The sequence below is a fragment of the Myxococcales bacterium genome, assembly GCA_016712525.1.
GTDB lineage: Bacteria > Myxococcota_A > Polyangia > Polyangiales > Polyangiaceae > JAAFHV01.
This window is the reverse complement of record JADJQX010000007.1, coordinates 219,701-245,336: the sequence shown is the minus strand read 5'-3', so window position 1 is coordinate 245,336 and position 25,636 is coordinate 219,701. Positions and strand designations below refer to the sequence as shown.

Here is a 25,636-nt window from a genome sequence, read left to right as displayed (position 1 = left end):
CAGCGAGGCGGGACGACGCGGCGAAGAACGGGCGAGCACGCGCGGGAGCGTTCCTTTTTTTCCCACGTGCGCGTCATTCCGAGCGAGCATTCGGGCCAATGCCGTACGCCGCAGTGCCGCTCGATCGAGACACCCAGAAAGACCTCCTCACCTCGCTCTGGGCAGAGAACCTCTCCGATCCGAAAATGGGGGTCGCGAAGGACCGAAGGTTCACCTGGCTCTACGGGGAGAACCCCGCCGGTCCGTCGCGCACCTTCCTCGTCGACGACGAAGGAAAAGACGGGATCATCGGGTGCGCCTCGGCCTACCCGCGCGAGCTCCGCGTGGGCCGGCACGAGCTCCGCGCCGGCGTGCTGTCCGACTTCGCGGTGAAGCGGGCGCATCGGGCCGCGGGCGCTGCCGTGGTGGTCCAGCGCATGATCGCGAGCACGGCGGAGGCGAGCGGGACGAGCCTGCTCTTCGGGTACCCGAACAAGGCGTCGTCGCCCATCTTCAAGCGCCTCGGGTACAAGGTCGTGGCCGAAGCGACGGATCACCTGAAGCCGCTCCGCGCCGGGGCCTACCTCGAGAGGGTCATCGTGCCTCAGCTCGAGAAGCGCGCGCCCGCGCTCGCCCCCTGGGTGCAGGAGAACGCGATGGACACGCTCACGGCGCTCGGAGGCCTCGTCGCCGACGTCGGCATGGGCCTCGCGGAGCGGGTCGCGCGGTACGGCCTCGGCTTCGATTTGGTGTTCGAGGATCTCGGCCGCGTGGACCCGAGGTTCGACGGGCTCTGGGCGCGCGGGAAGGGCCAGACCGCGATCGAGCTCCCACGCACGGCCGCCTACCTGAACTGGCGCTACGCCGATTTTACGACGACGAAATACCGATTCTTTTCGGCTGCTTCCAGGACCACGGGGGAGGTGCGAGGCTACCTCGTCTACACCCTCACCGACGGCTGGGTGAGCGTCGCCGACCTCTTCGTGGACGACGCCAACGTCGTGCTCGATCCGCTCCTCGCGGCGTTCGCTTCGGCCATGCGCGGCGAGGGCCACAAGGCGATCTGCATCGGGCACGTCGGGCGCGACGATCTCGCGAAGCGCCTGAAGCTGCACGGGTTCTTCCCGCAGCCGAACGGGCGCTTCCTCATGGTCCAGGTGGTGAAAGGCGCACCCGAAGAGCTCTCGGCCCTCGCGTACGAGCCCTCGAGCTGGTCGGTCTTCGACGGCGATCTCGACATCTGACACCCGGGCTCGCGCGCGAGCGCGGCCGTGCGGAGCGATCATGACGATTCCCATTGCGTTCGTGGTGAACAACTTCGACGTCGGCGGCCTCGAGAAGGTCGTGCTCGGGCTGCTCCGCCGCCTCGACCCGGCGCGTTTTCGGCCGTTCGCGGTGTGCGTCGACGGGCCGGGCCGGCTCTTCGCCGACGTGCCGCTGCCGAGGGAGCGGGTGCTCGTCCTCGACAAGTCGAAGGCGCGCAAGATCGGGCCGTTTTCGTTCGATCCGGCCGTGCTCACGACGATGGCGAGGTTCTTCTTCGCGAACGGGATCCGCGTCGTCCATGCCCACAACCTCGCGCCGCTCGTGCTCGGCGGGCTCGCGGCGCGCCTCGTCTTTCCGCGCCCGAAGGTCGTCTACTCGGAGCACAACCAGATCTACAGCGCGAGCGACGCCCACGTCTCTCGCTTCCGCCACTACGTGAAGCTCGCCGATCGCGTGATCGCCGTCTCCTACGATCTCGAGCGCACGCTCGCGCGTCGCATCGGCCTCCGCGACGGAGTCTCGGTCGTCCACAACGGGATCGACGGCAAACGCTTCACGCGAAACCCGAGCGCGATCGCCAAGATCCGCGCCGAGCTCGGCGTCGCGGAGGACGAGTTCCTCGTGGGCACGGCCGTGGTGATCTCGAAGCAGAAGGGGCTCGTGCACCTCCTCGGGGCGGCCGAGCGCGTCGTGCGGGCCGACCCGAAGGTGCGCTTCGTGATCGCCGGCGACGGCCCCCTCCGCGCCGAGCTCGAAGAGAAGGCCCGTGTCTCCGGCCTCGGCGACAAGGTGCGGTTCCTCGGATACCGCTCCGACATCCCCGACCTCGTCTCGGCGCTCGACACGTACGTGCTCCCGTCGTTGTGGGAGGGGCTCCCGCTCGCGCTGCTCGAGGGGCTAGCGATCGGCGTCCCGCTCGTCGCCACGACCGTGGGCGGGAACCCCGAGGTCATCGTGCCCGGCGAGAACGGCTACCTCGTTCCCCCGAAGGACGAAGGCGCCCTCGCCGACGCCATCCTACGCGTCAAGGCGGGCGGCCCGGCGTTCGCCCACGAGGTGCGAGAGCGCGGGCGGAGCCGGTTCGAGCGCGCGTTCAGCGAAGAGGCCATGACACGGGCTCACGAGAGCCTCTATGACGCCGTGCTCCAAGGCTGAGCCTGGGATTTTTTCGGTGCACGCGAGCGCCGTTCCCGAGCCGGCGTGCTAGGACCTCGGCCCATGAGTCGCGCTCGTCTCGGGGGCTCGCGCCGCCCGCTAGCCTTCCTCTCCTTGGCCGGGCTCGTGCTCGGCGCGCCCTGCCTCCCGGGCCTCGCTCGTGCGTCCACGTTCGACACACCGACGGGCACGGTCACGCTCGGCGCGGGCGCGGTGCGCGCCGTGTCGTTCGAGGACACGAACGTGCTCCGCGCGATGAACGTGAAGGTCGCGAAGTGGAACGCGCGGAGCTTCCTCGAGCTCGACTACTCCGACGCCACCCCCGAGGCGCTCTCGGCGCTCGTCGCCGAGGGGAAGGACGTCTCCATCGAGGGGAGCCGGTCCCTTCGCATCGGTAAAGACTCGAAAGGGCTCGTCTTTTTCGACAAGAGCTCGTTCGACGCGGTGAAGGGGAGCCGCTTCGAGGTCACCTTCTGGAGCCGCGCGGACGGCATCGCGCCTTCGTTCTTCGTGGCCTACGGCCGCACCGACGAGGACGTCTACACGAAGGACCATTTCCCGTTCGCTCAGGTGCGCGCGCTCCGGACTGGCGTGCAGACCTCCGACGGGTGGGCCGAGTACTCGACCGGCGCGCTCGACGGAGAGGTCTTCGGGGTGGGCGTTCGCGCGATCGGCTTCGTGCCCCGCAGCGTCGACGAAGGCGACACGTTCCTCCTCGACGCGCTCGAGATCCGCAAGGTCGACGACGCGGTGACCAAGCCCGAGCTCTGCACGCAAGACGACGTGTCGAAGCAGTGCGGCCCCGCGGGGGACTGCATGTACGGCCACTGCGTGCCCTCGACGGTCACCTGGGGGCCGCTCCCGACGAAGGCCCTCCGCGAAGAGCTCGCGGAGCGCTGGATCCACGTCATGACCAAGATCCACGGCGACCGCAACTCGGTCGCGCTCGCGAACGCGAAGCTCGTCAAAGAAGCGCGGCGGCTCGCGGCCGAGGCGACGTCGTCCCGCATCTTCGTGGGAGGCCTCGCGCGGCTCGTCAACGAGACCCGCGACAACCACACGAGCTTCGGCGCTCCCTCGAATTTCACGTACTTCGGGCCTCAGCTCACCTTCGCGAGCTCGAGCGGCCTCGGCTGCTTCGGCGTCGTCGAGAAAGACCTCCTCGGCGGCGGCATGGGATACGCCGTGTTCAACGTGACTCAAGACTCGCGCCTCAAGCCCGGAGACGTGCTCGCGTCGATCGACGGCCAAGATCCCAAGGCGTGGATCGACAAGCACTACCCCTCGTTCGTGCGCACGCTCCCCAACGACCCGCGGTCCGACTGGGGCGAGTCCGCGAGCTCCATGGCCGAGCTCCTCGTCTCGCGCGCGAGGACGTTCACGGTCACGCGGTGCGAGAGCGCGTCGTCGTGCGAGGGCGCGGCTCGCACCGAGGTCAAGCTCGACGTCGGCGAGCTCGTCTACCAGGCGATCCTGTCGGGAGAGACCGGCGGCGGCGGATCCATCGCGTGCACGGCGCGCTTCCGGAACGCCGTGAAGGACCCGCAAGCACGGTCGCAGGCCGGCGAGGACAACGTGAACGTCGAGGTCCAGCCCTCCGGCGAGGTCTCGGTCCAGTTCGACGGCTTCAGCGGCCAGGGCGGCTGGGAGGCGCAGATGAACGGCGTCTTCAAGGACGGCCCGGCCAAGGTGCTCATGGACGCGCGCGAGGGTCACGGCGGGTACTACTCGGCCATCGACTACCTCTTCTCGATCACACGCGGCGCGAGCGAGCCCTACGGCGTGGTCTCGGTCGGCCGCGGCGGGCACGACACGATGGACCCGACCGGGCTCTTCACGTCGGCGCGCACGTGCACGGCCCCCCAAGGGGGCAACGAGCTCGTGTGCGTCGCCTCCAACGTCGACGGGTTCTTCTCGATCCCGGGGGCCGCGGATCCGCTCGCCATGCGCAGCAAGATCGCCTGGCTCAACACGGTCGACGTCTCGGCGAACGACTACATGCCGAAGCTCCTCCAAGGCCGCTCCAAGTTCCGCGTCTTCGCGCCGCACCCGACCGCGGGCGCGTTCGGCTCGGTGATCCAGCTGCCTTCGTACCTCTCGGGCTTCCAAGGCGGCTCGATCCAAATCCAAGACAGCCGCTTCGGGAAGACCCTGTCCGATGCGCAGCAGGCCCGCTGGGAGAGCGGTCACGGCGTCGAGCCCGACGAGGTCGTCGTCCAGAAACAATCCGACATCCTGCTCGGCGAGGACACGATCCTGAAGGCCGCGCGCACCTGGCTCGAGGCACCGTGAAAGGCACGACGATGAGCACTCTTCGCACCACGCTGGGCCTCGCCCTCTCGGTCCTCGCGCTCGCCGCCTGCGGAGGCGACGACTCCCCCTACGTGCCGCCGGCACCGCCCTCCCCCACGGCTCCCCCTCCGCCGCCTCCGGGGCCGACCCCGGCGCGCACGCAGGTGACGGGCACGCTCCTCCCCACGACCACCAAGAACCTCTTGCTCGACCCCGGCTTCTTCCTCACCGAGCAGGGCGGGCAGATCGCCGGCGCGTTCCTCGCCGTGTACGAGCAGGGGCAAGGCAACCTCACGCTGCGCGTCCGCGTCGACTCCACCTCACCGGCGGGCTTTGCGGGCGGCGTCGCCATCGCCAAGGAGCCCAAGGCCACCGACGAAAAGGCCCGTAGTATCCAGTTCTTGGCGGCGTTCACCGGCGGCAAGGGGCCCTTCGTCGCCAAGGTGTGGGTCGCCTCGGTCGACGCAGCGGGCGCGCCTCGGGCGTTCCCGGAGGACGGGGGAGGATTCGAAGCGTCGATCCTCGATCCGGGGCGGCAATCGCAGGCCGCCGAGCTCCAGCGCGACGACACTGCGCCGCGCGTGTCCGGCGGTCGGACGTGGGTTCGTTACTCGGGCCAGCTCCCGAGGGACCTCGTGGGCGGAGGCATGATGATCATGACCACGGGCACCAAAGGCGGCGGCTTCGAGCTCGCGGCCCCCGAGATCGTGGCCACGAGCGCGACCACGGCGCTCTCGCGTGTGCCCGTCATGCGCGAGCGTCCGATGCGCGAGACGGAGCGCGCCGCCGTGCTCGCCTACGACAGAATCCCGAAGCGCCTCGAAGCCGCCCCGGCGGGGGAGCGCGCGAAGCGACCGTCGCTCGCGGTGCCGTTCTCTCACTGAAGGCGTCGTCGGCCTCGGAGCGCGCGCGGCTCTGGCGCGGTGCGGTGCGCCGCGAGGTGCTCACCCGCATCTCGCGGTTCTTTATGCCTTTTTCGGCGCGGTGAAGCCCGCCGAGCTCGTCTTGCGCGAGGCGATGAACGCCTCGAGCCCCCGAAACTGGGTGTCGAGCGCGCGCAGCTCTTCGTCGGTCTTGGCCTCTTTGGCGTCGAGGAGGAGCTCGGCGAGCTCGGCGAGCTCACTCGGCCTCGCGACCGCCTTCCAATCGACGAGGGCGACCTCGATTCGCTCGACCAAATCGTCGCGTGTGGCGGTCATGGGAGGTCCCCTTTCGAAGGCGGCGCGATCGACGGCACCGACGACGCGCGCAGAGGCCGATACGAGCCCCGCTCCTTCGACTTTCGCCGATAGACGACGGCGTGGCAAGGCAAGAGGGGCACGACGTCCCCCGGGAGCGCGACGTAGGGCTCGGGCTCGCCGGGCACCGACGTGTCGACGACGAGCGTCCAGAGCTCGCCCCACTCTCGGCTCGGGAAGGTGAACGTCGACGGCTCCCGAGACGCCGACAGCACGACCAAGAACGACTCGTCCTGCACGGGCGCACCGGCCTCGTCGAGCGTGAAGAGGGCGTCCCCCGCGAGGAGCCACGCGATCTTCGCGGCCTCGGGCCCGGGTCGCCCTGCCCTCTGCCAGTCGTCGGGTCCCATCTCCTCTCCGTCGAAGCGGAGCCAGGCGATGTCTTGGGCTTGCGCAAGTCCGCGGGCCGCTCCCTGCAAGAAGCGCCGACGCCGAAAGACGGGGTGGCTCCTGCGCAGCTCGAGCACGTGTCGGCAGAACGCGAGCTGGTGCTCGTGCCGCTCGGTGGGCGTCCAGTCGACCAACGAGATCGCGTTGTCTTGCGCGTAGGGGTTGTTGTTGCCGCCCTGCTCCTTCGCGACCTCGTCGCCGGCGGTGATCATGGGCACGCCGAGCGAGAAGACGAGCGTCAAGAAGAGGTTTCGTGTCTGGCGCGCGCGGAGCTCCAGGATCTCGGGATCGGAGGTCTCTCCCTCGACGCCGCAGTTCCACGCCGCGTTGTCGTCGGAGCCGTCGCGGTTGTCCTCGAGGTTCGCGAGGTTGTGCTTCTTCTCGTAGCTCACGAGATCACGCAGCGTGAACCCGTCGTGCGCCGTCACGAAGTTGATGCTCGCCTGCGGGTGGCGTCCGTCGTCCTCGTAGAGATCGCTCGAGCCCGTGAGCCTGTAGCCCATGTCGGGGACCTGCCGCCCGTCCCCGGTCCAGAACCTGCGGACGGTGTCGCGGAAGCGCCCGTTCCACTCGGTCCACAAGATGGGAAAGTTCCCGACCTGGTATCCCCCTTCGCCGAGATCCCACGGCTCGGCGATGAGCTTGCACTGCGAGAGCACCGGGTCCTGGTGGATGATGTCGAAGAAGCCGCTCATCTTGTCGACCGAGCCCGCTTCACGCGCGAGCGTCGACGCGAGATCGAATCGAAAACCGTCGACGTGCATCTCGGTCACGAAGTACCGAAGGCTGTCCATGACGAGCTTGAGCGCCTGCGGGCTCTGCATGTCGAGGCTGTTGCCGCACCCGGTGAAGTCCTCGTATTTCCTCAGGTTTTCGCGGCGGAGCCGGTAGTAGGTCGCGTTGTCGACCCCGCGCAGGGACAAGGTCGGCCCGAGCTCGTCGCCCTCGCACGTGTGGTTGTAGACGACGTCGAGCACGACCTCGATGCCGCGCGCGTGGAGCCGCTTCACCATGGCTCGAAACTCGTCGACCTCGCGGCCCGGGACGCGCGCGAAGCGGGGCGACACGGCGAAGAACGCGAGCGTCGAGTAGCCCCAGTAGTTCGTGAGCCCGCGCGACGCGATGAAGGGCTCGTCGGCGTGGGCGTGCACGGGGAGGAGCTCGACCGTCGTGACCCCGAGCGACTCGAGGTGATCGAGCATCGCGTCGTGCGCGAGCCCTTCGTACGTGCCACGGAGCTCGCGAGGCACGTCGGGGTGGAGCATGGTGAGCCCCTTCACGTGCGCCTCGTAGAGGACCGTGTCCGCCCAAGGGACGTCGGGGCGAGTGTCCCCCTCCCAGTCGAACGCGCTCACGTCGACCACGACCGACCTCGGCACGAACGCCGCGCTGTCCTCGAGGCTCGGGGTAAGGTCGTCCTTCCCGGCCTCACGTGCGTAGCCGAACACGGGCTTCGTTGTGTCGCACGCGCCCCACACCGCACGCGCGTACGGGTCGACCAAGAGCTTCTTCGGGTTGAACCTGTGGCCGGCCTTGGGCTCGTAGGGGCCGAAGACCCGGTAGCCGTACTTCTGGCCCGGGCGGAGCCCCTCGATCCGGCCGTGGAACACGTGCATGGTGCGTTCGCGGAGCGGGATTCGGGTCTCGCCTCCGGCCTCGTCGAAGAGGCAAAGATCGACGCCCGTCGCGTGCTCGCTGAAGATCGCGAAGTTTACGCCCGTCGCGTCCGGGGTCGCGCCGAGGGGGTGGGGCTTTCCGGGGCGTAGCACGTACGGCATGGAGGCCTTCATCCTACGCCGTGGCCTTCGACCTTTCTCTCACGATCGACCGCGACCGCTCGCCTCGACGAGGGCGCGGATGCGCGCGAAACGAGCCGCCGTGTCGGGGCACGCGGCGAGCTCCTCGACCGTGCGGGGGAGCTTGTACGTCCAGTTCTCGGGCCCGACGACGCCCGGAGTGTTCACCCGGGTCTTGTCGAAGAGGATCTCTTGCACGAGCACGAGCGACAGCTCCGAACGCGCCGAGAAGAGCGCGCCGAGGAGCAAAAGGTTCCGCTCGTCCTCGCTCCCCCACGTGCCGATGTTCCAGTTTTTCACGAGCGCGTCACGCTCCCAGGTCTCGAGCTCGTCCCACCAGGAGGTGATCGGCGCCGTGTCGTGGGTGCTCCACGACGCGACGCTCATCTCGGGGATGGCCTCGGGCCGCGCATACACGCCGTCGGCGCGATCCCAGGGGAGCACGCGGTAGCCCGGGATCTTGAGGGCGAGCAGGCTCTCTCGCGCGAAATCGGGGATGACCCCGAGGTCCTCGGCGATGACCTTCGCGGGGTGGGCCGCCTCGACGATGGCGGAGAGCACCTTCTCGCCACGGGCCTTCTGCGCGGGCTCGGCATCGGGAATGAAGCGCCCCTTCTCGCCGTGCGGCTTCACCCACTGACGGAAGTACCCGATGGCGTGGTCGAGCCGGAAGCGATCGTAGAGGGTGGCCGCGTGTGTCGTACGTTCTCGAATCCATTGAAGATTCTTCGCGTCGAGCGAGGCGAAGTCGTACGCGGGGAGGCCCCAGTCCTGGCCGTCGGCCGAGAAGGCGTCCGGGGGCGCCCCGAGAGACACGTCGAGGCGGAAGTCGGCGCGGTTCGCCCAGACGTCGGCGCTCTCCGAGCCCACCACGAACGGCAGGTCGCCCATGAGCTCGACCCCGAGCTTCGCGAGCTCGGCGCGGGCGGCCTTCCACTCGCCCTCGAGCAAGAACTGCCGATAGAGGTGCTCGAGCACGGCGCGGCCGAGGGGCGTCTCGAGGTCGGGGGAGTCGGCGTGGCGCGTGACGTCGGGCGTGTGGTCCCGCTCGGCCTCGGGCCAGGTCGACCACCCGTAGCCCGCGTGGGAGTCGCGGAGGGCCACGTAGAGAGCGAGCTCACGAGCCCACCGAGCGCGCGCGACGAACGCCCCGAACTCCGCGGCGCGAGCCGTCTTTCGCGAGAGCTCGCGGTCGACGAAGCGAGAGAACGCCACGCCGAGGGCCCGCTCTTTCAACGCGCGTGTGGCCGTGAAGTCGACTCGCTCGAGGGACCGGAGGCGGAGGATCTCGGCCTTGACCTCGGGCGAGAGGAACGCGGCGAGCGCGCCCTCGTCGAGCTCGGGGATGCGCTCGACGGTCACGTAGAGCGGGTCGATCCCGAAGGCCGTGCGCGCGCCGTAGGGGCTCGTCTCGCCGGCGGAGAGCTCGTACGCCGGGAGGATCTGGACGAGCGAAAAACCCGCGCCCGCGACGAGCTTGGCGAACGGGACGAGGGCCGAGACCTGGCCTACGCCCCAGTCGTCGCCCGTGCGAAGGGCGGACAAGGATACGGTGACACCCGCGGTGCGCGAAGACGTGCTCATTTTGGCCCCTCTCATGGCACCGAGCGCGCGCCCCCGCAAGCAAAACGTGCCTCTTTCGTGAGGTGCGACGCAACGGAGGCTCGGCTCGGGAACCTTCGCGATTCGTGGGACACTGTCCCGGTCGTGCAACGCCCCTTCGCCAAGGCCGCGGCCCTCACCCTCTCGATCGCCGCCCACGGGGCCGCGCTCGGGGCCTTCTTTCTGCCCCGACCGGCGGCTCTCGTGCAAGCCCCGACCGAAGAATCCACGCTCCCCGAGCCGCGTGGCCTCGAGGGCGACTCGTTCGAGATTCCGGCGCCGAACGCCGAGTCCGACGACCTCCCCGCGGCGCCGAACGGACCGAGCCCCGGAGCGCCCGAGCCGCCGCGCCCGAATGGACCGCCGGCCCGCGCGGCGCACACCCCGAGCACCGAAGGAGACGCGCCACCGAAGACGGCCGGTGGGCACGCCGGGGCGCGAGACACACCCCAAGGGAGCGCCCACGGGGGCGAAGGCGGAGAAGGCCCGGCGGTCTACGGCGCGGCGGGCGATCGTTCGGCGGTCGACCTCGCCACGGCGGTCACACGAGGGTTCCCCCAAGCGGCGAGCGCCGATCCGCAGTGGGCCACCGTCCCCATCGGCCCCGGCGGAGAGGCCACCCTGGTGCTCACCCTCGACGAGACCGGCAAGCTCCAGTCGAGCGAGGTCGTGGGATCCCCCAGCCCGGCGCTCGCCGAAGGGATCCGGCGCACGCTCGCCCTCGTTCGGGGCCGCTCCTTCACGGCGCGCGGGCGCGTGACCAAGCTCCACCTCGTGGCCACGATCTCGCCCGACACGGTCCACGACGGCCTGCACGGGGACGTGTTCGCGATCGGCGGGAGCTACACCGGGAGCGAGGGACTGGCCTTCTTCGCCCTCGCGATCGGTCGGCGCGTCGACCTTCGCGTCCGCCCGCGCTGAAGGCGACGAGGGACGAACGAAGCCGGCGCGACTACGGGGCCCGCCGCTCGAGCACCACGAGCTTGCCGCGCTCGAGCACCGGACGGTACTCCGCAGGGACGCTGGCGCGCACGTCGTCCGAGGCCTCCCAGAGCAGCACGTGATCGAACCGAGGGAGCGCCTCGCGCCACATCTCGTCCCAGCGCTCGCGGTACTCCCGGCGGCAGTCGTCGGGCTCGAGGTTGTTCTCGTGGAGGAAGGCGCACATGTGCGCGGCCGACTTCATCCCCGGCGCGAACCCCTCGAGCACGAGGTGATTGAACCTGTCCGGAGGAGGCTCCCTGTACATGACCGGGAAGCTCCGCGAGTGCGCGAAGAGGAGCGGGGCGCTCGTGTCCTTGGCGATGACGTAGAAGCCCCACGCGTGGAGGAGGCTCCGCGAGTTCTCGCTCACGCCCTTCGCCCGGAAGAGCAGCGGCAGGAGGCGAGCGCCCTCGGGCACCGCCGAGATCCCGGCGATGAAGTCGCGACGATCCCGCTCGAGCCGCACGTAGTCGACGGCCATCGCGCCCGCGTTCACGACCGCCCCGACGAGCCCGAGCGCGACGAGCCCGCGAGGCAAGCGCGGAGGGACCCGCAGCAGGGCAAAGAACCAAAAATACGCCAAAAATCGCGAGTTTACATGAAACCAGTTGGTCGCCGCGTAGGGCGTCACCAGGTACACGACGACGAGCACGAGCCCCGCCCACTTCGAGAAGAACGGCACGTCGTCCTCGCGGTGGCGAAAGGCGTAGATCGCGAGCACCACGGTGGGCACGAGCGTCATGAACTCGAGCCGCGTGAACGCCCAGAGCCACTCGGCCCACGCGTTGTAGAGGAGCTCCCAGACCGGCAGCGCCTTGAAGATGTCGACGTGGCCGTTCATCGTGCCCTTCGGCTCGAAGAGGTGGAGCAGCACCGAAGCGACCACGAGCAGCGCCGCGGGGGACAACGGCAAGACGAGGGCGCGGAGGCCCCTCACGACGCCGGCCTTGCCGTGGCGCAGGAGCTCGATCGTCACGAGCATGTACGCGATCAAGAGCGCGAACCCGTGCGCGTACCAGGTCGCCGCGCCGAGCACCGCCATCCCGAGGCCACGCCGAACGGTAGGGCCTTCGAGCTGGCGCTTCGCGAGCGCGAGCAGCGCGAGCGACAACGGGACGCCGAGGGCGTAGTCGAGCATGCCCATCGACACGAACCAGTTGTGGACGAGCGGCCACGCGAAGAGGGACGCCATCACCGAGCGTCGCGCGTCGCCCGTGAGCACGCACACCGCCCAAGGGAGCACGAACGCGGCCGTAGCGAGCGTGAGGGCCGCGAAGAGCTTCGCCGCGACGAAGCTCCCCGTGAGCTTCCCCACGAGGTGGAGCCACGCGAAGAGCGCGCCGTTCGTCTTGAAATGCCCGTTGAAGACGAACTCGGGGTACTTGTCGGCGTGCTCGACCACGTGGATGGACGCGAGGTGGTTCGGGAGATCTTGGTACGGCGGGACCTCGACGAGCAGCAGCGGGAACGCCGAGAGCACGAAGAGCACGAGCCCGAGCCGCGCGGCGACGACGCGAGGGGGCCCGGAGGCGAGCTTGTCGACGAACGCGCTCACGCCGCCCATCTCAGTGCGCCGACGCCCAATCGGGGCCCGAGGACGCGTCGACGACGAGCGGCACGCGGAGCGAAATCACGCCCTCCATGGTGGCCTTCGCGCGACGGCACGCGAGGTCGACCTCGCCGTGGGGGACCTCGAACACGATCTCGTCGTGCACGGTGAGCAGCATGCGCGCCCCGGGGGACACGGGCTCGCGGTCGAGGGCGAGCATCGCGAGCTTCATGACGTCGGCCGCGGAGCCCTGGATGGGCGTATTTTTGGCGATGCGCTCGGCCTCGAACCGAAGGCCACGGTTCGCCGAGTGGAGGTTCGGCAAGAAGCGCCGACGGCCGAGGATGGTGTGGACCGCCTCGCCCCGCTTCGCGTCGGCGACGGTCTTCTCGAGGAAGACACGCACACCTACGTACCTCGCGAAGTACGCCTCGATGAAGCGCGCGGCCTCGGCGCGAGGGATGCCGAGCTGCTTGCCGAGCGCGGACTCGCCCATGCCGTAGATCACGCCGAAATTGATGGCCTTCGCCTTGCGGCGCATGTCCTTCGTGACGTCGGCGAGGGGCACGTCGAACACCTGCGAGGCCGTGAACGCGTGCACGTCCTCGCCGCTCGCGAAGGCGCGCGCCAGCATGGGATCGTCCGAGAGGTGCGCGAGGAGGCGGAGCTCGATCTGCGAGTAGTCGGCCGACACGATCGCGTGGCCCTCCTTCGCGACGAAGCACCCTCGGATCTCGCGCCCGACGGCGCTCCGGATCGGGATGTTCTGGAGGTTCGGATCGACGGACGAGAGCCTCCCCGTGGCCGCCACGGTCTGCTCGAAGCGTGTGTGGATCCGCCCGGTCTCCGGGTTCACGACGCGCGGGAGCGCCTCGACGTACGTGCCCTTCAGCTTGTCGAGCTCGCGGTGCTCGACGATCACGGCGGGCAGTGGGTGTTTGTCGGACAGCTCGTCGAGGACGGCCGCGTCCGTGCTCCTGCCGCCCTTCGGGGTCCGCTTCACGACGGGCAGCCCGAGCTCGTCGAAGAGGATGGCCTCGAGCTGATCGCGCGACCTCAGCGAGAAGTCGTGCCCGACGAGCTCCTTCGCCTTGATCTCGAGCGCGGCGAGCTCGTGGACCATGCGCTCGCCGACGGCCTCGAGGCGCGCCACGTCGATCCGCACGCCTTCGCGCTCAAGCTTCACGAGGACCCGCGCGAGCGGCAGCTCCACGTCGTCGAGGAGCTTCGCGAGGCCCTCCTGCGCGACCCGGACCTCGAGCAGCCGCGCGAGCGAGAGGGTGACGTCTCCGAGGAGGCCCCCGTACGCGAGCACCGACTCGACGTCGGTCTCGTCGAGCTCTCGGCGCTCCTTCTTTTTGGCGCCTGTCTGCGGGGCCACGAGGGTCACACCGAGCTCGCGGGTCGCGAGGTCGACGAGCGCGTGCGGGCTCTCGGGATCGAGAACGTAGCTCGCGAGCAGCGGGTCGAACACCCGACCTCCGAGCGGCATGCCGTGACGCTCGAGCACGTGCTCCACGAACCGACCGCTCGCCGCGTCCTTGACGACGTTCGGGTCGGAGAGCACGGGGCCGAGGATCTTCACGACGTCCGCGAGCGCGATTTGCGCGGGGGCGCCCAGGGTTCGGTGCGCGAGCGGCAGGTAGTGCCCCTCGCCCTCTTCGACGGCGAGCGAGACGCCGACGAGCGACGCGCGCATCGGGTCGTCGCTCCCCGCCGTGAGCACCGCCACGCCGAGGCGCCCCTTCGCGCGGGCTCGGTCGACCAGCGCCGAGAGCGCACGAGCCTCGAGGAGGGTCGCCTGCGTGCGCACGAGGGCCGACGGGGCGGGGCGGGGCGGGGCCTTCGGGGCGGCGACGTTGGGCTCCCCGTCGCGGCCCTGTCGCGCGGGCGAGGGCGCGGGCCTCTCGCCGTTCGCCTGGTCGAGCATGTCGCGGAGGCGCGTGAACTCGAGCTCGGCGAAGAGGGCACGGAGCCGCGGGACGTCGGCCCCGCCATAGGCCAAAGCTTGGGGATCCCAGGAGATTTCGGCGTCCGCCTTCAGCGTCACGAGCGTCCGCGAGAGGCGCGCGTCGGCCTCGTTGGCCGCGAGCGCCTCGCGGAGCTTCGGGCGCTTCACGTCCGCGAGGTGCGTGTAGATCGCATCGAGAGTCCCGAACTGGTTCAAGAGATCGGCCGCGGTCTTCGGCCCGACGCTCGGAACACCCGGGACGTTGTCGCTCGAGTCCCCGGTGAGAGCGAGGAGGTCGCGGAGCTTGCTCGGCGGGACCCCGAACTTCTGCGCGACCTCCGCAGGCCCGTAGACCCGATCGCGCATCGAGTCCCAAAGCACGACACGGGAGTCATGGTCCCGTACGAGCTGCATGAGGTCCTTGTCGGCGCTGACGACGACGACGACGAGCCCGTCCTCGAGGGCTCGGCTCGTGACCGCGGCGATGAGATCGTCGGCCTCGAGCCCGTCTTCCTGGAAGACCGGGATCGCGTAGGCGTCGACCACTTCGCGACATCGCACCATCTGCGACACGAGGTCGGGGGGCGGGGGCGGCCTCGTCGCCTTGTACCGGGGATCGAGCGACTTGCGGAAGCTCGGGGTGCGCGAGTCCATCGCCACGGCGAAGAGCGCGGGTTTGCGGTCGTTGACGACCTTCTGGAGCATGTTGACGGTGCCCATGACCGCGTGGGTCACTTCGCCCTTGGACGACGAGAGCGGCGCGATCGCGTGGTAGGCCCGGAAGACGTACCCCGAGAGGTCCACGAGGTAGAGGGTCTTGGGATCGCCCGGAGGCGGCAGGGCTGCGCTCACGGACGGCGCTATAGCGGAGATCCCCTCGCCCGCCCACACGTCTTCGGGTGGCGTTCCTTTACTCGGCCCATGTCGCCGGCTACCCTCCAGGGAGAGGGCTTCGGGCGCGCCCCTTGCATCCGCAGGGTCACCCTTACCCTACGTCCCCATGAACCAGACGCTCCCCCCCACCTCCTCCTCGCTCGTCGCAGGCAAATACCAGCTCGTCCGCCGCATCGGGCAGGGAGGGATGGGCTCGGTCTGGGAGGGGAGGCACGCGTCGCTCGGCACGCGTGTCGCCATCAAGTTCATCGAGGCCGACTACGCCGACAACGGGGAGGCGCGTTCACGGTTCGATCGTGAAGCGAAGGCCGCAGCGAGCATTCAGTCGAAGCACGCCATCCAGATCTTCGACCACGGCGTCACGGACGACGGCAAGCCCTACATCGTCATGGAGATGCTCTCGGGCGAACCGCTCGACAAGCGCATCCAACGGCTCGGGCGGCTCCCCCTCCAAGACACGGCGCGCATCCTCCAGCAGGTCGGCCGCGCCCTCGGCCAAGCGCACGAGAAGGGCATCGTCCACCGAGACCTCAAGCCCGAGAACATCTTCCTCGTCCACGACGAGGACGACGAGCTCGCCAAGGTGCTCGACTTCGGCATCGCGAAGATTCAGAGCGGCGCCGACGGCTCGCCGGGCCTCACGTCGAGCACCAAGACGGGGGCCGTGCTGGGCACGCCGTACTACATGTCGCCGGAGCAGGCACGCGGGCTCCGCAACGTCGACCACCGCACGGACGTGTGGTCGGTCGGGGTCATCGCCTATCGCGCCGTGACGGGCCATCTCCCGTTCGAGGGCGAGTCGGTCGGCGACTTGCTCGTCAAGATCTGCACGTCCCCGGTGCCCGTCCCCTCGCACGCGCTCCCCGGCCTCCCCCCCGCGTTCGACGCGTGGTTCGCGAGGTGCCTCGAGCGCGAGCCCTCGCGGCGGTTCTCCACCATCGGCGAGGCCACCGACGCGCTCTCGTACGCCGCTGGCATCACCGTCCGCGGGCGCGGACCCACGACCTCGGGCGTCCCGATCCTCCCGACCCAGGTCGATCCTCCCCTCCCCGTCGCGCCCACCGCCATGCTCGGCTCGCAGGGCACCGCCGCACCTTTCACGGCCAACGCGGTCGACGAGGGCACACGTCGTTCGGGCGGCTCGCGAGGCCTCATCGTCGGCGCGCTCGTCGGCGTCGTCGTCCTCGCCGGAGTCGTCGGGGGAGCGCTGGCGCTGAAGGGCGGATCGAAGGGTACCACCGCCGCGGCCATCTCGGCGTCGCCCCCTCCCCCCGAGTCGCACACGACCCAAGCGCCGACGGCGCCGCTCCCCTCCATCGAGCAACTGCCGACCGCGTCCGCCCCCGCGGTCGCCGCCGTCGTTCCTGAAAAAGGCGGAAAAGCCGTTACAAAACCAGTAGTTACACCTGGCAAGCCCGGCAAGCCCGAGCCCGCCACCAAGCCGTCGGGCGCGGCTCCTCCGCCCCCCCAACCGACGACCCCGCCGCCTCCGCCTCCGCCCCCCGCGAAGCCGCCGAGCGATCACCACAACGCCGGCTACTGACCCAGGCGCGCGAGGCCTTCGGCGATGGCCTCGAGGGCGTCGCGCGCCTTCATCGCGAGACCGACGTGAGCGCCGCGAGGGACCTCGGGCTCGCGTGCGTTGATGCGCACGAGGCTCCCTCCGGTCGCGCGCACGAGCCTTTCGGAGAAGGCCCGCACCGTGGGGACGTGGGTGCCCGCGCCACACTCGACGACGACCAGCTCGGACGCGGCCACGTCGAGCCCGGCGAGCCACGCGTCGAGCCGAAGATCCTGCGCGCTCGAGCGGGAGTCGTCCCACGCGCCGTCGCCGAACATGAGGATCGCGGGCCGAAGCAGGGCGCCGCAGACACAGCGCGGAAGGGGGGACGTCGCGCGGAACGTCGCGGGATCGACCTCGATCTCGAGCCCGTCGGCCGAGGCGAGGGGTCGTCCGCATTCACGTGTACATTGCACGTGATGGATGCTCCCGTGGCACTCGACGACGCGGCTCTCGTCGAAGCCCGCTCGTTGGAACTGCCCGTCGACGTTCGAGGTGAGCACGAACGCCCCGTGCCGGAGCCGAGAGGCGATCTCGCGCAGTCGCGCGAACCCGGAGTGAGGGACCGTGCGCCGGTAGAGGGCGAGGCGATGCCCGTAGAACCCCCAGGCGAGGTCGGGATCCGTCAAGAACCAGCGGGGGTTCGCGAGATCGACGAACGAGAGCCCGAGATGCCCGTACGCCGGATAGGCACGCCAGAAGCCCTCGTCGCCGCGAAAATCGGGGAGCCCCGAGTCGACCCCCATGCCCGCCCCCGCCGCCACCACGAGCGCGCGGGCGCCCGAAAGGAGAGAGACCGCTTCACCGATCGGGCCGTCGTCGTTCACTCCCCCAGACTACCGCTCGGCGAGGAGAAACGAACGACCGTCGGCGGCCACCGCGCGCCCCCATCGAAGTGAACGGGGTCGGCGCTCTCGTGTAGTGTGGTAGCCGGGCCCATGCCGACCGAGCGACGGAGACTGGGGAGAGCGTCGACGCCATGGGGCGCGGTGGGTCTCGTGGCCGCTGCCCTGGCGTCTATGTTCGCGCCGACGCGCAGCGCGCACGCCGAGGCCACCGAGCTCTCCGAGGCCGAGCGCAAAGCGGCCGCCCGGAGCCTCTTTCAAGAGGGTGTGAAGGCTCAGGACGCCGGGCGCCATGCCGAGGCCCTGGTGCTCTTCTCCAAGGCGCAGAAGCTCTACGACGCGCCCACCCACCTGCTGCACATCGCCGAGTGCCAAGCCCTCACGGGCAAGCTCGTCGAGGCCGCGGAGACGTACGAGACCTTGAAGCGCGTTTCCCTCGCCCCGGGCGCCCCCGACGTGTTCGTCGAGGCCAAACGGCGCGCCGAACAGGACCTCCCCGCCCTCCGCGCGCGCATTCCGTCGCTCCGGATCGACGTCTCCCCGCGCCCCGAGGGTCTTCTCGCGTTTCAGCTCGTCGTCAACGGAGTGCGCATCCCGCTCGAGCTCGTCGGGGTGGCCCGCCCCGTCGATCCGGGTACGACCGTCGTCGAGGCCACGGCCGACGGGTTCGAGCCCGCGCGCCTTGCGGTCGTGGTCCAAGAGAAGGAGTCGCGCACCGTGGGGCTCGCGCTCGTCGCCCGACGCTCGCCTGCCCCTCCGCTCGCCGTGCCCTACGCGCCCGCGCCGCCACCGTACGCCCCGTATCCGGCTCCTGCGCCCTACGGACCGCCCTACCCCCAGGCGCTGCCTTCGCCTCCGCCTTCCCCTCCGCCGGCGCCACCGACGTCGAGCACGGGCTTCGTCCTGGGGGCACACGGAGGCTACCTCGGGCGGCTCTCGTCGTCCCTCGACGACACCTCGGCGAGCGGGTTCACGCTCGGAGGGGACGCCCTCGTGCGCTTCGCGAAGGTCATCGTGGCGGGGGCCACCTTCGACGTAGGAAGTATCGACGGGGCGGCGACCGTGCTGGGAGCCGCACGCATCGGGTTCTTCACTCACCCCGAGAAGACCGCCTTCACCCTGAGCGCGCTCGCGGGCGGCCGCTCCGTCGGACGAGGCGTCGGCGGAGGGGGCGCGTTCGGAGGCTCGATCGGCTTCACGATCCCGATCGCCGGCCGTTTTCGGCTCGACCCACGGCTCGATCTCACGGCGACCTCGGTCGGAGACACGCTGCTCCCGATCCTTTTTCTGGGCCTAGGGTTCGCGTACGACAAGAGCTTCCCTCCGGCGCTCGAAGCCCCGCAGCGCTGACCGTCTTCGCCGAGGCGTCGAGCGAGCGACAGCCCGACGGGCGCGGGCGCCGGAGAGACGAAAGGTCGCGGGATCCGGGTCTCGGCCCGAAACCGCCGCGTTGCCTGTTTCGGAATCGTGGCCGTCGCCTTAGACTCGGCGCGCCGGCCCCTTGGCGAAATCGGTATACGCAGGGGATTTAAAATCCCTAGCCCGGAAGGGCGTGTCGGTTCGAGTCCGACAGGGGCTACCGTGTGCGTGACAAAGCCAGAATAAACCATAGTCCATTCCAGTACTTACAAGGGTCCACGGGCACTCTTTTGCGTCGAGCCCGAGGCCCGAGGGGGAGCGGGTTTGCGGCACCTTCGGGGGCCCGTTCGACTATGCTCGCCGGGCCCCTCGGACCTCCCCATGACGACGCTCACGCTCGGTCTCTCCTCGACTTTTTCGCGCCCTTCCCGCGCCGTTACCCTCGCGGGCCTCTCGCTCGCCCTCGTTTGCGTCGCCGAGCCACGCGCCTCGGCAGCCGAGCACGGCCCGCGTGTCGCGCACGCGGACGAGCCGCACGAGGCCCCTCTCGCGACCCGGTTCGACGACGAGGTCGAGCCCAAGGTCCCCGAGAACCTGCCCGACCTCGTGCTGACGACCGGCAAAGTCCGAAGGCGCACGCCGGAGCCGAAGGTCGTCTTCTTCGACATGCACGGCGAGTATCAGCTCCGCTACCAAGCGCAGCGCAGCGTGCTCATGGTGCCCACCGCGAGCGCCATCGACGAGCGCCCGGGCCTCCTCGAGGACTCGACCGGCCAGAACCACTTCGTCTCGCACTGGCTGCGCCTCGATCCTCGGCTCGTCGTGACCGACAAGCTCAAGCTCGTCTCCCAGTTCGACCTCCTGACCGGCGTCGTGATGGGCCAGCTCACGCGCGGTGTCTCGGCCGACGACACGCCGCGCGACGAGTACGACGGCTTCAAGAACGTCCAGCTTCGTTGGCTCTACGCCGAGGCGAAGCTCCCCATCGGCATCGTCCGCGTCGGGCAGCAGCCGAACCACTGGGGCATGGGCATCCTCGCGAACGACGGAAACCACCCGACCCTCTTCGGAGACTACCGCTACGGCTCCATCAGCGAGCGTATCCTCTTCGCCACGAAGCCCGGAGGAGAGAGCTCCGACTTCGTCATCGCGCTCGCGGGGGATCTCGTCTTCCGCGACCAGAACGCGAAGCTTTCGCGCGGTGACCAGGCGTTTCAGGGCGTCCTCGCCGCCTACTGGGAGCGCGGGCAGAACCAAGTGGGTGTGTTCAGCACCCTCCGGCGCCAGCGGACCGACCGCACGAGCGCGCCCTTCTCCACCTACACCGACGCCATCGACGCGGCGGCCGTCGACCTCTTCGCGAAGTTCGCGGCGCCCGTCCCCGGCACCGACGCGACCGTGTTCGGTGCGGCCGAAGGCGCCGTGATCTTGGGGACGACGAACGCGATCCGCACACAAGACCAGGCCCGCGACGACGAGAAGACCACCCTCCGGAGCTACGGCGGCGCGGCGATCGTCGGCATCGCGCACCGAGCCCGCGTGCCCGAAGGCGCCGCGGCCAAAGCGCCCGGCGAGAGGGGCTTCTTCGGCGATCTCGTCGCGCAGGTGGAGGTCGGGTACGCCTCGGGCGACGCCGACCCCTACGACGGCACCCAGAAGCGCTTCGTCTTCGACGGCAACCACCGCATCGGCCTCGTACTCTTCGACGAGGTCTTGCGCTTCCAGACGGCGCGCGCCTCCACGGCGGCGCGCGATCCGCTCCTCTCGAACGGGGAGCGCCCGACCCCCGGCTCCGACCGCATCCCCACGAACGGAGGCGTGTTCGGCGCGACCTACGTGAACCCGACCTTCGTCTACCGGCCGCACCCGAGCTTCGACGTCAAGGCCGGCATGCTGCTCGCGCAGTCCACGGCCGACGTCGTCGATCCGTACCGCACGGCGACGAGCGGCAGCTACGTGAACGCGCGCGGCGGCAACCCGAGGGCGAAGGACTACGGCCTCGAGCTCGACGCCGGCGTCGAGTGGCGCAAGGGCCTCTCGTTCGACATGACGCTCGCGCTCGGTATGCAGGCCGGGATCCTCTTCCCGGGGGACGCGCTCGCCGACGCGATGGGAGCACGCCTCAAGACCCCCTGGGTCACGATCACCCGCGCGGGCCTCTACTTCTGAAGGAGCCGCCATGTCGAAGACCTTCGCCATCACGACGCTCGTCGCGTTCGGTGCGCTCGCGTCGAGCGTCGCGTGCTCCATGGATACGGTGCCCGAGCGGCTCGGCCCTTCCCCCGTGCGCGGGGGGCCGACCGTGGTCTTCGACCCGACGCGAAGGCCCCTGCCCGCGATCCCGCTCCCGAACGACTACGCGACCTTCGCCGATCCGACGAGCCGAACCGGACGACGCATCAACGTGAGCTTGATCGCGCCCACGGCGATGGAGTCGCGCGCGCGACGCGACTTCGCGACGCTCGAGGGCTTCGGCCTCTCGTCGCCCATCTCCGTGCAGTTTGCACGCACCCCCACGGACGACCCTCGCCTGCCGGCCATCGACGTCGACGACCTCGCGCGCCGCATGCAGGACCCCGATCACGATTTCACGAACGATCCCGTCTACTTGGTAGACTTGACGACGGGCGTCCCGGTCTTCCTCGACGCGGGCTCCGGCGCGTACCCGCTCACCGTGCGCGACCCCTTCAAGTACTTCCCGAACGACCCGAAGGTCGACGAGCCGAACCTCGTCTTCGAGACGGTGGAAGAGGGAGAAGGCCTCGGCCAAGCGGCCTACACGCCGGCGCTCGACCTCGACTTCGACGGCGTGCTCGATCACCCGAACACCCTCGCGACGCCGGGTGTGCGTGGCGGAGAGCGCCGCGCATCGGGTGTGCCGAAGGTCGACGACGTGCTCGGGTTCTACGAGCGCGAGACCGACACGCTCGTGTTGCGCCCGCTCGTCCCGCTCGACGAGCGCCACGAGTACGCCGTGGTGCTGACCGACAGGCTACGAGGGCAAAACGCGAAGCCCGTCTCGTCCCCGTTCGAGGCGATCCACCACCCCCAGCAGCGCGCGATGGTGTCGCGCGTCGGCGATGTGCTCACGGACCCGCGCCTCGCCCGGTACTACGGCGACATCTCGGGCTCGGGCCTCGACCACGTGGCGTTCGTGTGGTCGTTCACCACCCAGCCCGTCGCCGAGGACATGCACCTCCTCCGCAACGGGCTCTACGGGAAGGGCATCTTTTCGCGCTTCGCGACCGCGTTCCCACCCGACGCCACCATCTTCCCCGCCGGGGGCCTCTCCGAGCGGCCCGAGGACGTCCCGGGGTGGCAAACCCAGAACGACGCGTGCAAGGCCCGCGCGAAGGCCCCCTACGTGATACGGCCGAACGACCCCGACGTGCGCGCCACGTTCGAGCTCTTGTTCTCGGAGCTCTTCGGGTTCGACAAGGGCCAGGTGAAGGCCATCATGGATGGCTACCGCTTCATCGACCACTTCGTCGTGGGCAGCTTCGCGTCGCCGTACCTCATGGGCGACCCGCGCTCCAAGGACCCCGACACCCGCTTCGACGCGAACTTTCGCACGGGCGAGGCGACCGTCACGCGCGACGACGTGCCGTTCTACATCGTCGTCCCGAAGCGTGGGGTCGGAATGGCGCAGCCCTTTCCGGTGTCGCTCTGGGGGCACGGCGTCACGGGCCACGCCGACGAGGTGCTCCTCTACGCGGGGGATTTCGCGCGGCAGGGGATCGCCATCGTCGCCTACGACAACCCCGAGCACGGCGCCGTGCTCACGCCGCAGCAGCGCATCTTGGCCGGCGCCAAGCTCCGCGAGAGCTGCCTCGTGCCGTGGCTCTCCGCGTACGAGAAGGGCCGCGCGCGCGACGTCACGGGCGACGGGCTCCCCGACTCGGGCGCCACGTGGTGGACGAGCCACATCTTCCACACGCGGGACAACTTGCGCCAGGGCCTCCTCGACGGCATGCAGTTCCTCCGGGTGCTGCGCGCGTTCGACGGCGTCAAGCGCTCGGCGCAAGATTTCGACGGCGACGGAAAACCCAATCTTGCCGGGGATTTTGACGGCGACGGTGTGCCCGACGTGGGCGGGCCGACGGTGCCCTACTACGCCTCCGGTGAGTCGCTCGGCGGCATCATGGCGGAGCTCCAGGGTGGGGTCGAGCCGCTCCTCACGGCGACGGCGCCGATCTCGGGGGGTGGCTCGATCGCCATGGACGTCGGGTTTCGCTCGTACGGCGTGGTCGACTCGGTCATGGGCCAGGTCATGGGCCCGTTCGTCGTGGCGGTGCCCGCCGAGGAGCGGAAAGAGCAGCGCCGCGAGCGCCGTCGTACGACGTGCGCCGCCGGAGAGCGCTCCGTGCGCCTCCACGTGAACGACTTCCTCGACGGCTACGAGATGGAGATAGCGTGCCTACGCGCCGACGAGCTCGACGAGGGCATGACGCTGGTCGTGACGAACGTGCGCTCGAAGGAGCGGAGGTGCGCGCGTGCAGGCAAGGACGGCCGCTTCCGTATTCCCGTCCCCACGACCGAGGGTGACCGGCTCGACGTGCAGGTCTACCGAAAGCGCGACGCGGTCACCTCCTACGGGACGTGCGAGCTCGTCGCCGAGCCCGAGCCCGGGCGACGCGTGTCGACGTTCGAGCGCGCGATCTCCGAGCCCCTCCCGGTTGCCGACGGTGACGCCACACGTTGCACGGGCGAGGCCGGTTGTGCGCAGTTCCGGGACCGCTTCTTCGACGTCGGGTCCGACCTCGTCGCGCCGAACGACGGCCTCGGCTTGCGGCGCCAGTCGCCCGAGCTTCGCAGGCTCCGCGATCTCGCGCAGATCGGCGTCGACGCGGCCGACCCCGTCGCGTTCGCGCCCTACTACTTCCGCAAGCCTCTCCTCGACGAGAACGAGCGTCCCGCCCCCCCTCGCGCCGTGCTCTCGACGAACACCGTGGGAGACAATTTCGTCCAGGTCGCGGCAGGGATGACCTTCGCGCGCGCCGCCGGCATCCTCCCCTTTTTGCCGCCGAAGGCCCTCGAGAGCTACCGCGAGTACGCCGACTTCGTGACTCCCGAGGCGCTCTACGCCGCGCTCGGGCGAAAGACGCCGATGCAGGTCGTGATCGAGACGGGAGTCAACGAGGGCATCGCGCGGCTCGGTCGGACGCAGGCCGGACCCGCGTGCAAAGGCAACTTCAAGCCGAAGAGCGACCTGTGCTCCGGAAAAGGCGAGCTGTCCGCCGAGGCGTGCCGCACGGCCCTCTTCGACGCCGACTGGGTCTCCGAAGGCAAAATGGGCATCGATCAGCCCCACCCAGCCGTCCCCCTACGCCTCGGACGTGCGCTCGGGACCTCGGTGCGCGACTCGGCGTCCCTCGCCGCGGCCTGGGCGCCGCGCCTCCAAGGTGTGCCCTTCGCGAGCGACGACCGCGGCTGGACGGCCGAGGCCCCGGTCGGCGCCGTGCTCTCGCACTACCTCTCCCCGGGCGGCGCTCACACCTGGAACGTCGGAGACGTGTGCGAAGCGTTCGACACCGCCACCTACGGCAACGCGCTGCTCGCGCGCTTCTTCGCCACCCGAGGGAGAGACGTCTACTACCTCACCCACCCCGGGACCCACGGTTGCCTCGCCGACGGATCGTGCCCGTTCCTGCGGCAGGCGCCCTGACGGCCGTAGCCGTTCAGCCCGGAGGCCAGGACATGCCACGGCCGCCGAGCACGTGCACGTGCAGGTGATGCACCGTCTGGCCGCCGTCGTCCCCGTTGTTCACCACGAGGCGGTAGCCCGGCCCTCCGAGACCGAGCTTGTCGGCCACCTGCCGAGCCGCGAGGAACACCTCGCCGAGCAGGGCGGCCTCGGAGGGGCCCGCGTCGTGGATGCATGCAAGATGCATCTTCGGGATGACGAGGACATGGGTGGGGGCGACGGGGCGAATGTCGCGGAAGGCGATCACGTGGTCGTTCTCGAGCACGATGTCCGCCGGGATTTCGCGCGCCACGATCTTGCAGAAGAGGCAGCTCATCGCCCGGAGCATACGAGAGCCCGAACGCGAGGAGAACGACCATCCGCGAGCCGCGTCTTTGGTACGTTCCCTCCATGAGCCGCTTCGATCTGCCCAACGGGCGCTCGCTCTCCCTCGACCACGCCGAGCAGAAGCTCCGCCTCCGCGCGGGTCTGCCGGGCGCGAGCCTCTTCGACCGCGCGGCGCACGCCCTCCGCAAGGCGCGGGGCAAGGGTCTCGACGTCGACGCGCGCCTCGATCTCGCGTTCGCCTCGAGCTGGCTCGTCAACTCTCCGGCGCCCTCCCCCGCCCTCCGTGCGCTCGCGACCGCACCGCTCCGCCCGGTGCTGCTCGCCGTGATCGAGGTGCTCGAGGGCCTCCCCGAGGTGCTCGCCCCGGCCGACGTCGAGGACCTCACGGTCGCCGTTCGGGCCCTGTCGACGGCCCTCGGCGACGACGCCGCGAAAGGCGCGGAGGCGCTCTCCAAGCTCCTCGCGCTCCTCTGCCCCGAGTCCGTGCCGCTCATGCCGGAGCCGGCGTGCACGTACCTGCTCGGCGCGCCTCCTTCGGATCCCGGGGAGCGGTTCGTGCGCGCGCTCGAGGTCTTCCGCGAGGCGACCTTCGCGCTCTACTCCGACCTCGTCGTCGTCGCGAAGGGCCACCCCCACGCCGTGTTGGACGCCGCCCAGGTCCTCGATCGTGTGCTCTGGTTCGACTCGGAGGGGCACCGCCACTTCCCCAAACTCGAGAGCTAATCCAAAGCAGTATCGGACACT

At 69.9% G+C, this 25,636-nt stretch carries 17 protein-coding genes and 1 tRNA gene; 11 read left to right on the top strand and 7 right to left on the bottom strand.

What is annotated here, in order from left to right; translation table 11 throughout:
* The first annotated feature begins 98 nt into the window (after positions 1 to 98).
* The 4 genes from IPK71_18175 to IPK71_18160 all read left to right on the top strand — a co-directional run bounded on the left by IPK71_18175 (position 99) and on the right by IPK71_18160 (position 5,576).
* The gene (locus IPK71_18175) at positions 99 to 1,223 is read left to right on the top strand and encodes a GNAT family N-acetyltransferase (protein MBK8215663.1); all 1,125 of its coding nucleotides are present in this window, start codon (positions 99 to 101) and stop codon (positions 1,221 to 1,223) included.
* 40 nt (positions 1,224 to 1,263) lie between these two features.
* Positions 1,264 to 2,400, top strand: coding sequence for a glycosyltransferase (locus tag IPK71_18170; GenBank protein MBK8215662.1), 1,137 nt, complete (start codon positions 1,264 to 1,266; stop codon positions 2,398 to 2,400).
* A 63-nt stretch (positions 2,401 to 2,463) separates the two neighbouring features.
* On the top strand, positions 2,464 to 4,692 hold the full coding sequence (locus tag IPK71_18165; protein MBK8215661.1) for a hypothetical protein: 2,229 nt from the start codon (positions 2,464 to 2,466) through the stop codon (positions 4,690 to 4,692).
* Between the two features lie 11 nt (positions 4,693 to 4,703).
* Positions 4,704 to 5,576, top strand: coding sequence for a hypothetical protein (locus IPK71_18160; GenBank protein ID MBK8215660.1), 873 nt, complete (start codon positions 4,704 to 4,706; stop codon positions 5,574 to 5,576).
* An 81-nt stretch (positions 5,577 to 5,657) separates the two neighbouring features.
* On the opposite strand, the gene IPK71_18155 is transcribed toward IPK71_18160, so the two are convergent.
* The 3 genes from IPK71_18155 to IPK71_18145 are packed head-to-tail and all read right to left on the bottom strand — an operon-like array spanning position 5,658 to position 9,700.
* The gene (locus IPK71_18155) at positions 5,658 to 5,891 is read right to left on the bottom strand and encodes a hypothetical protein (GenBank protein MBK8215659.1); all 234 of its coding nucleotides are present in this window, start codon (positions 5,889 to 5,891) and stop codon (positions 5,658 to 5,660) included.
* Positions 5,888 to 8,110 carry a glycogen debranching protein GlgX gene (gene glgX, locus IPK71_18150; protein MBK8215658.1) on the bottom strand — a complete coding sequence of 741 codons (2,223 nt, stop codon included), beginning with the start codon at positions 8,108 to 8,110 and terminating at the stop codon, positions 5,888 to 5,890. The genes IPK71_18155 and glgX overlap by 4 nt, the downstream gene beginning before the upstream one ends.
* Positions 8,111 to 8,137: 27 nt before the next feature.
* On the bottom strand, positions 8,138 to 9,700 hold the full coding sequence (locus tag IPK71_18145) for a 4-alpha-glucanotransferase (GenBank protein ID MBK8215657.1): 1,563 nt from the start codon (positions 9,698 to 9,700) through the stop codon (positions 8,138 to 8,140).
* A 123-nt stretch (positions 9,701 to 9,823) separates the two neighbouring features.
* Between IPK71_18145 and IPK71_18140 the strand changes: the two genes are divergently transcribed.
* Positions 9,824 to 10,639, top strand: coding sequence for a hypothetical protein (locus IPK71_18140; GenBank protein ID MBK8215656.1), 816 nt, complete (start codon positions 9,824 to 9,826; stop codon positions 10,637 to 10,639).
* A 31-nt stretch (positions 10,640 to 10,670) separates the two neighbouring features.
* Here the strand turns inward: IPK71_18140 and IPK71_18135 are convergent, their stop codons facing one another.
* Positions 10,671 to 12,257 (bottom strand): hypothetical protein, encoded by a 1,587-nt coding sequence (locus IPK71_18135; protein MBK8215655.1) that lies wholly within the window; start codon positions 12,255 to 12,257, stop codon positions 10,671 to 10,673.
* A gap of 10 nt (positions 12,258 to 12,267) precedes the next feature.
* Positions 12,268 to 15,054, bottom strand: coding sequence for a DNA polymerase I (gene polA / locus IPK71_18130; protein MBK8215654.1), 2,787 nt, complete (start codon positions 15,052 to 15,054; stop codon positions 12,268 to 12,270).
* A 148-nt stretch (positions 15,055 to 15,202) separates the two neighbouring features.
* Here polA and IPK71_18125 point away from each other — a divergent pair, with 148 nt between their 5' ends.
* Positions 15,203 to 16,639, top strand: a complete 1,437-nt coding sequence (locus IPK71_18125) for a serine/threonine protein kinase (protein MBK8215653.1) — start codon at positions 15,203 to 15,205, stop codon at positions 16,637 to 16,639.
* On the opposite strand, the gene IPK71_18120 is transcribed toward IPK71_18125, so the two are convergent.
* Positions 16,633 to 17,403, bottom strand: a complete 771-nt coding sequence (locus IPK71_18120) for an NAD-dependent protein deacetylase (GenBank protein ID MBK8215652.1) — start codon at positions 17,401 to 17,403, stop codon at positions 16,633 to 16,635. The genes IPK71_18125 and IPK71_18120 overlap by 7 nt on opposite strands.
* Positions 17,404 to 17,655: 252 nt before the next feature.
* Here IPK71_18120 and IPK71_18115 point away from each other — a divergent pair, with 252 nt between their 5' ends.
* The 4 genes from IPK71_18115 (at position 17,656) to IPK71_18100 (ending at position 24,526) form a co-directional block, all read left to right on the top strand.
* Positions 17,656 to 18,852, top strand: coding sequence for a hypothetical protein (locus IPK71_18115; GenBank protein ID MBK8215651.1), 1,197 nt, complete (start codon positions 17,656 to 17,658; stop codon positions 18,850 to 18,852).
* Between the two features lie 145 nt (positions 18,853 to 18,997).
* Positions 18,998 to 19,081 (top strand) — tRNA-Leu (locus IPK71_18110).
* Between the two features lie 161 nt (positions 19,082 to 19,242).
* Positions 19,243 to 21,030, top strand: a complete 1,788-nt coding sequence (locus IPK71_18105; protein ID MBK8215650.1) for a hypothetical protein — start codon at positions 19,243 to 19,245, stop codon at positions 21,028 to 21,030.
* 10 nt (positions 21,031 to 21,040) lie between these two features.
* Positions 21,041 to 24,526, top strand: a complete 3,486-nt coding sequence (locus tag IPK71_18100; protein MBK8215649.1) for a hypothetical protein — start codon at positions 21,041 to 21,043, stop codon at positions 24,524 to 24,526.
* Between the two features lie 13 nt (positions 24,527 to 24,539).
* Here the strand turns inward: IPK71_18100 and IPK71_18095 are convergent, their stop codons facing one another.
* Positions 24,540 to 24,881, bottom strand: coding sequence for a histidine triad nucleotide-binding protein (locus IPK71_18095; protein ID MBK8215648.1), 342 nt, complete (start codon positions 24,879 to 24,881; stop codon positions 24,540 to 24,542).
* A 74-nt stretch (positions 24,882 to 24,955) separates the two neighbouring features.
* Here IPK71_18095 and IPK71_18090 point away from each other — a divergent pair, with 74 nt between their 5' ends.
* Positions 24,956 to 25,615 (top strand): hypothetical protein, encoded by a 660-nt coding sequence (locus tag IPK71_18090; protein MBK8215647.1) that lies wholly within the window; start codon positions 24,956 to 24,958, stop codon positions 25,613 to 25,615.
* The last annotated feature ends 21 nt before the right edge of the window (positions 25,616 to 25,636 follow it).

What these genes read in the sequence shown, in the direction of transcription:
- IPK71_18100 (MBK8215649.1), top strand. Translation starts at nt 21,041, where the DNA reads ATGTCGAAGACCTTCGCCATCACGACGCTCGTCGCGTTCGGTGCGCTC.
- IPK71_18165 (MBK8215661.1), top strand. Translation starts at nt 2,464, where the DNA reads ATGAGTCGCGCTCGTCTCGGGGGCTCGCGCCGCCCGCTAGCCTTCCTC.
- IPK71_18145 (MBK8215657.1), bottom strand. Translation starts at nt 9,700, where the DNA reads ATGAGCACGTCTTCGCGCACCGCGGGTGTCACCGTATCCTTGTCCGCC.
- IPK71_18120 (MBK8215652.1), bottom strand. Translation starts at nt 17,403, where the DNA reads ATGGGGGTCGACTCGGGGCTCCCCGATTTTCGCGGCGACGAGGGCTTC.
- glgX (MBK8215658.1), bottom strand. Translation starts at nt 8,110, where the DNA reads ATGAAGGCCTCCATGCCGTACGTGCTACGCCCCGGAAAGCCCCACCCC.
- IPK71_18155 (MBK8215659.1), bottom strand. Translation starts at nt 5,891, where the DNA reads ATGACCGCCACACGCGACGATTTGGTCGAGCGAATCGAGGTCGCCCTC.
- IPK71_18175 (MBK8215663.1), top strand. Translation starts at nt 99, where the DNA reads ATGCCGTACGCCGCAGTGCCGCTCGATCGAGACACCCAGAAAGACCTC.
- IPK71_18095 (MBK8215648.1), bottom strand. Translation starts at nt 24,881, where the DNA reads ATGAGCTGCCTCTTCTGCAAGATCGTGGCGCGCGAAATCCCGGCGGAC.
- IPK71_18090 (MBK8215647.1), top strand. Translation starts at nt 24,956, where the DNA reads ATGAGCCGCTTCGATCTGCCCAACGGGCGCTCGCTCTCCCTCGACCAC.
- IPK71_18170 (MBK8215662.1), top strand. Translation starts at nt 1,264, where the DNA reads ATGACGATTCCCATTGCGTTCGTGGTGAACAACTTCGACGTCGGCGGC.
- IPK71_18105 (MBK8215650.1), top strand. Translation starts at nt 19,243, where the DNA reads ATGACGACGCTCACGCTCGGTCTCTCCTCGACTTTTTCGCGCCCTTCC.
- IPK71_18160 (MBK8215660.1), top strand. Translation starts at nt 4,704, where the DNA reads ATGAGCACTCTTCGCACCACGCTGGGCCTCGCCCTCTCGGTCCTCGCG.
- IPK71_18125 (MBK8215653.1), top strand. Translation starts at nt 15,203, where the DNA reads ATGAACCAGACGCTCCCCCCCACCTCCTCCTCGCTCGTCGCAGGCAAA.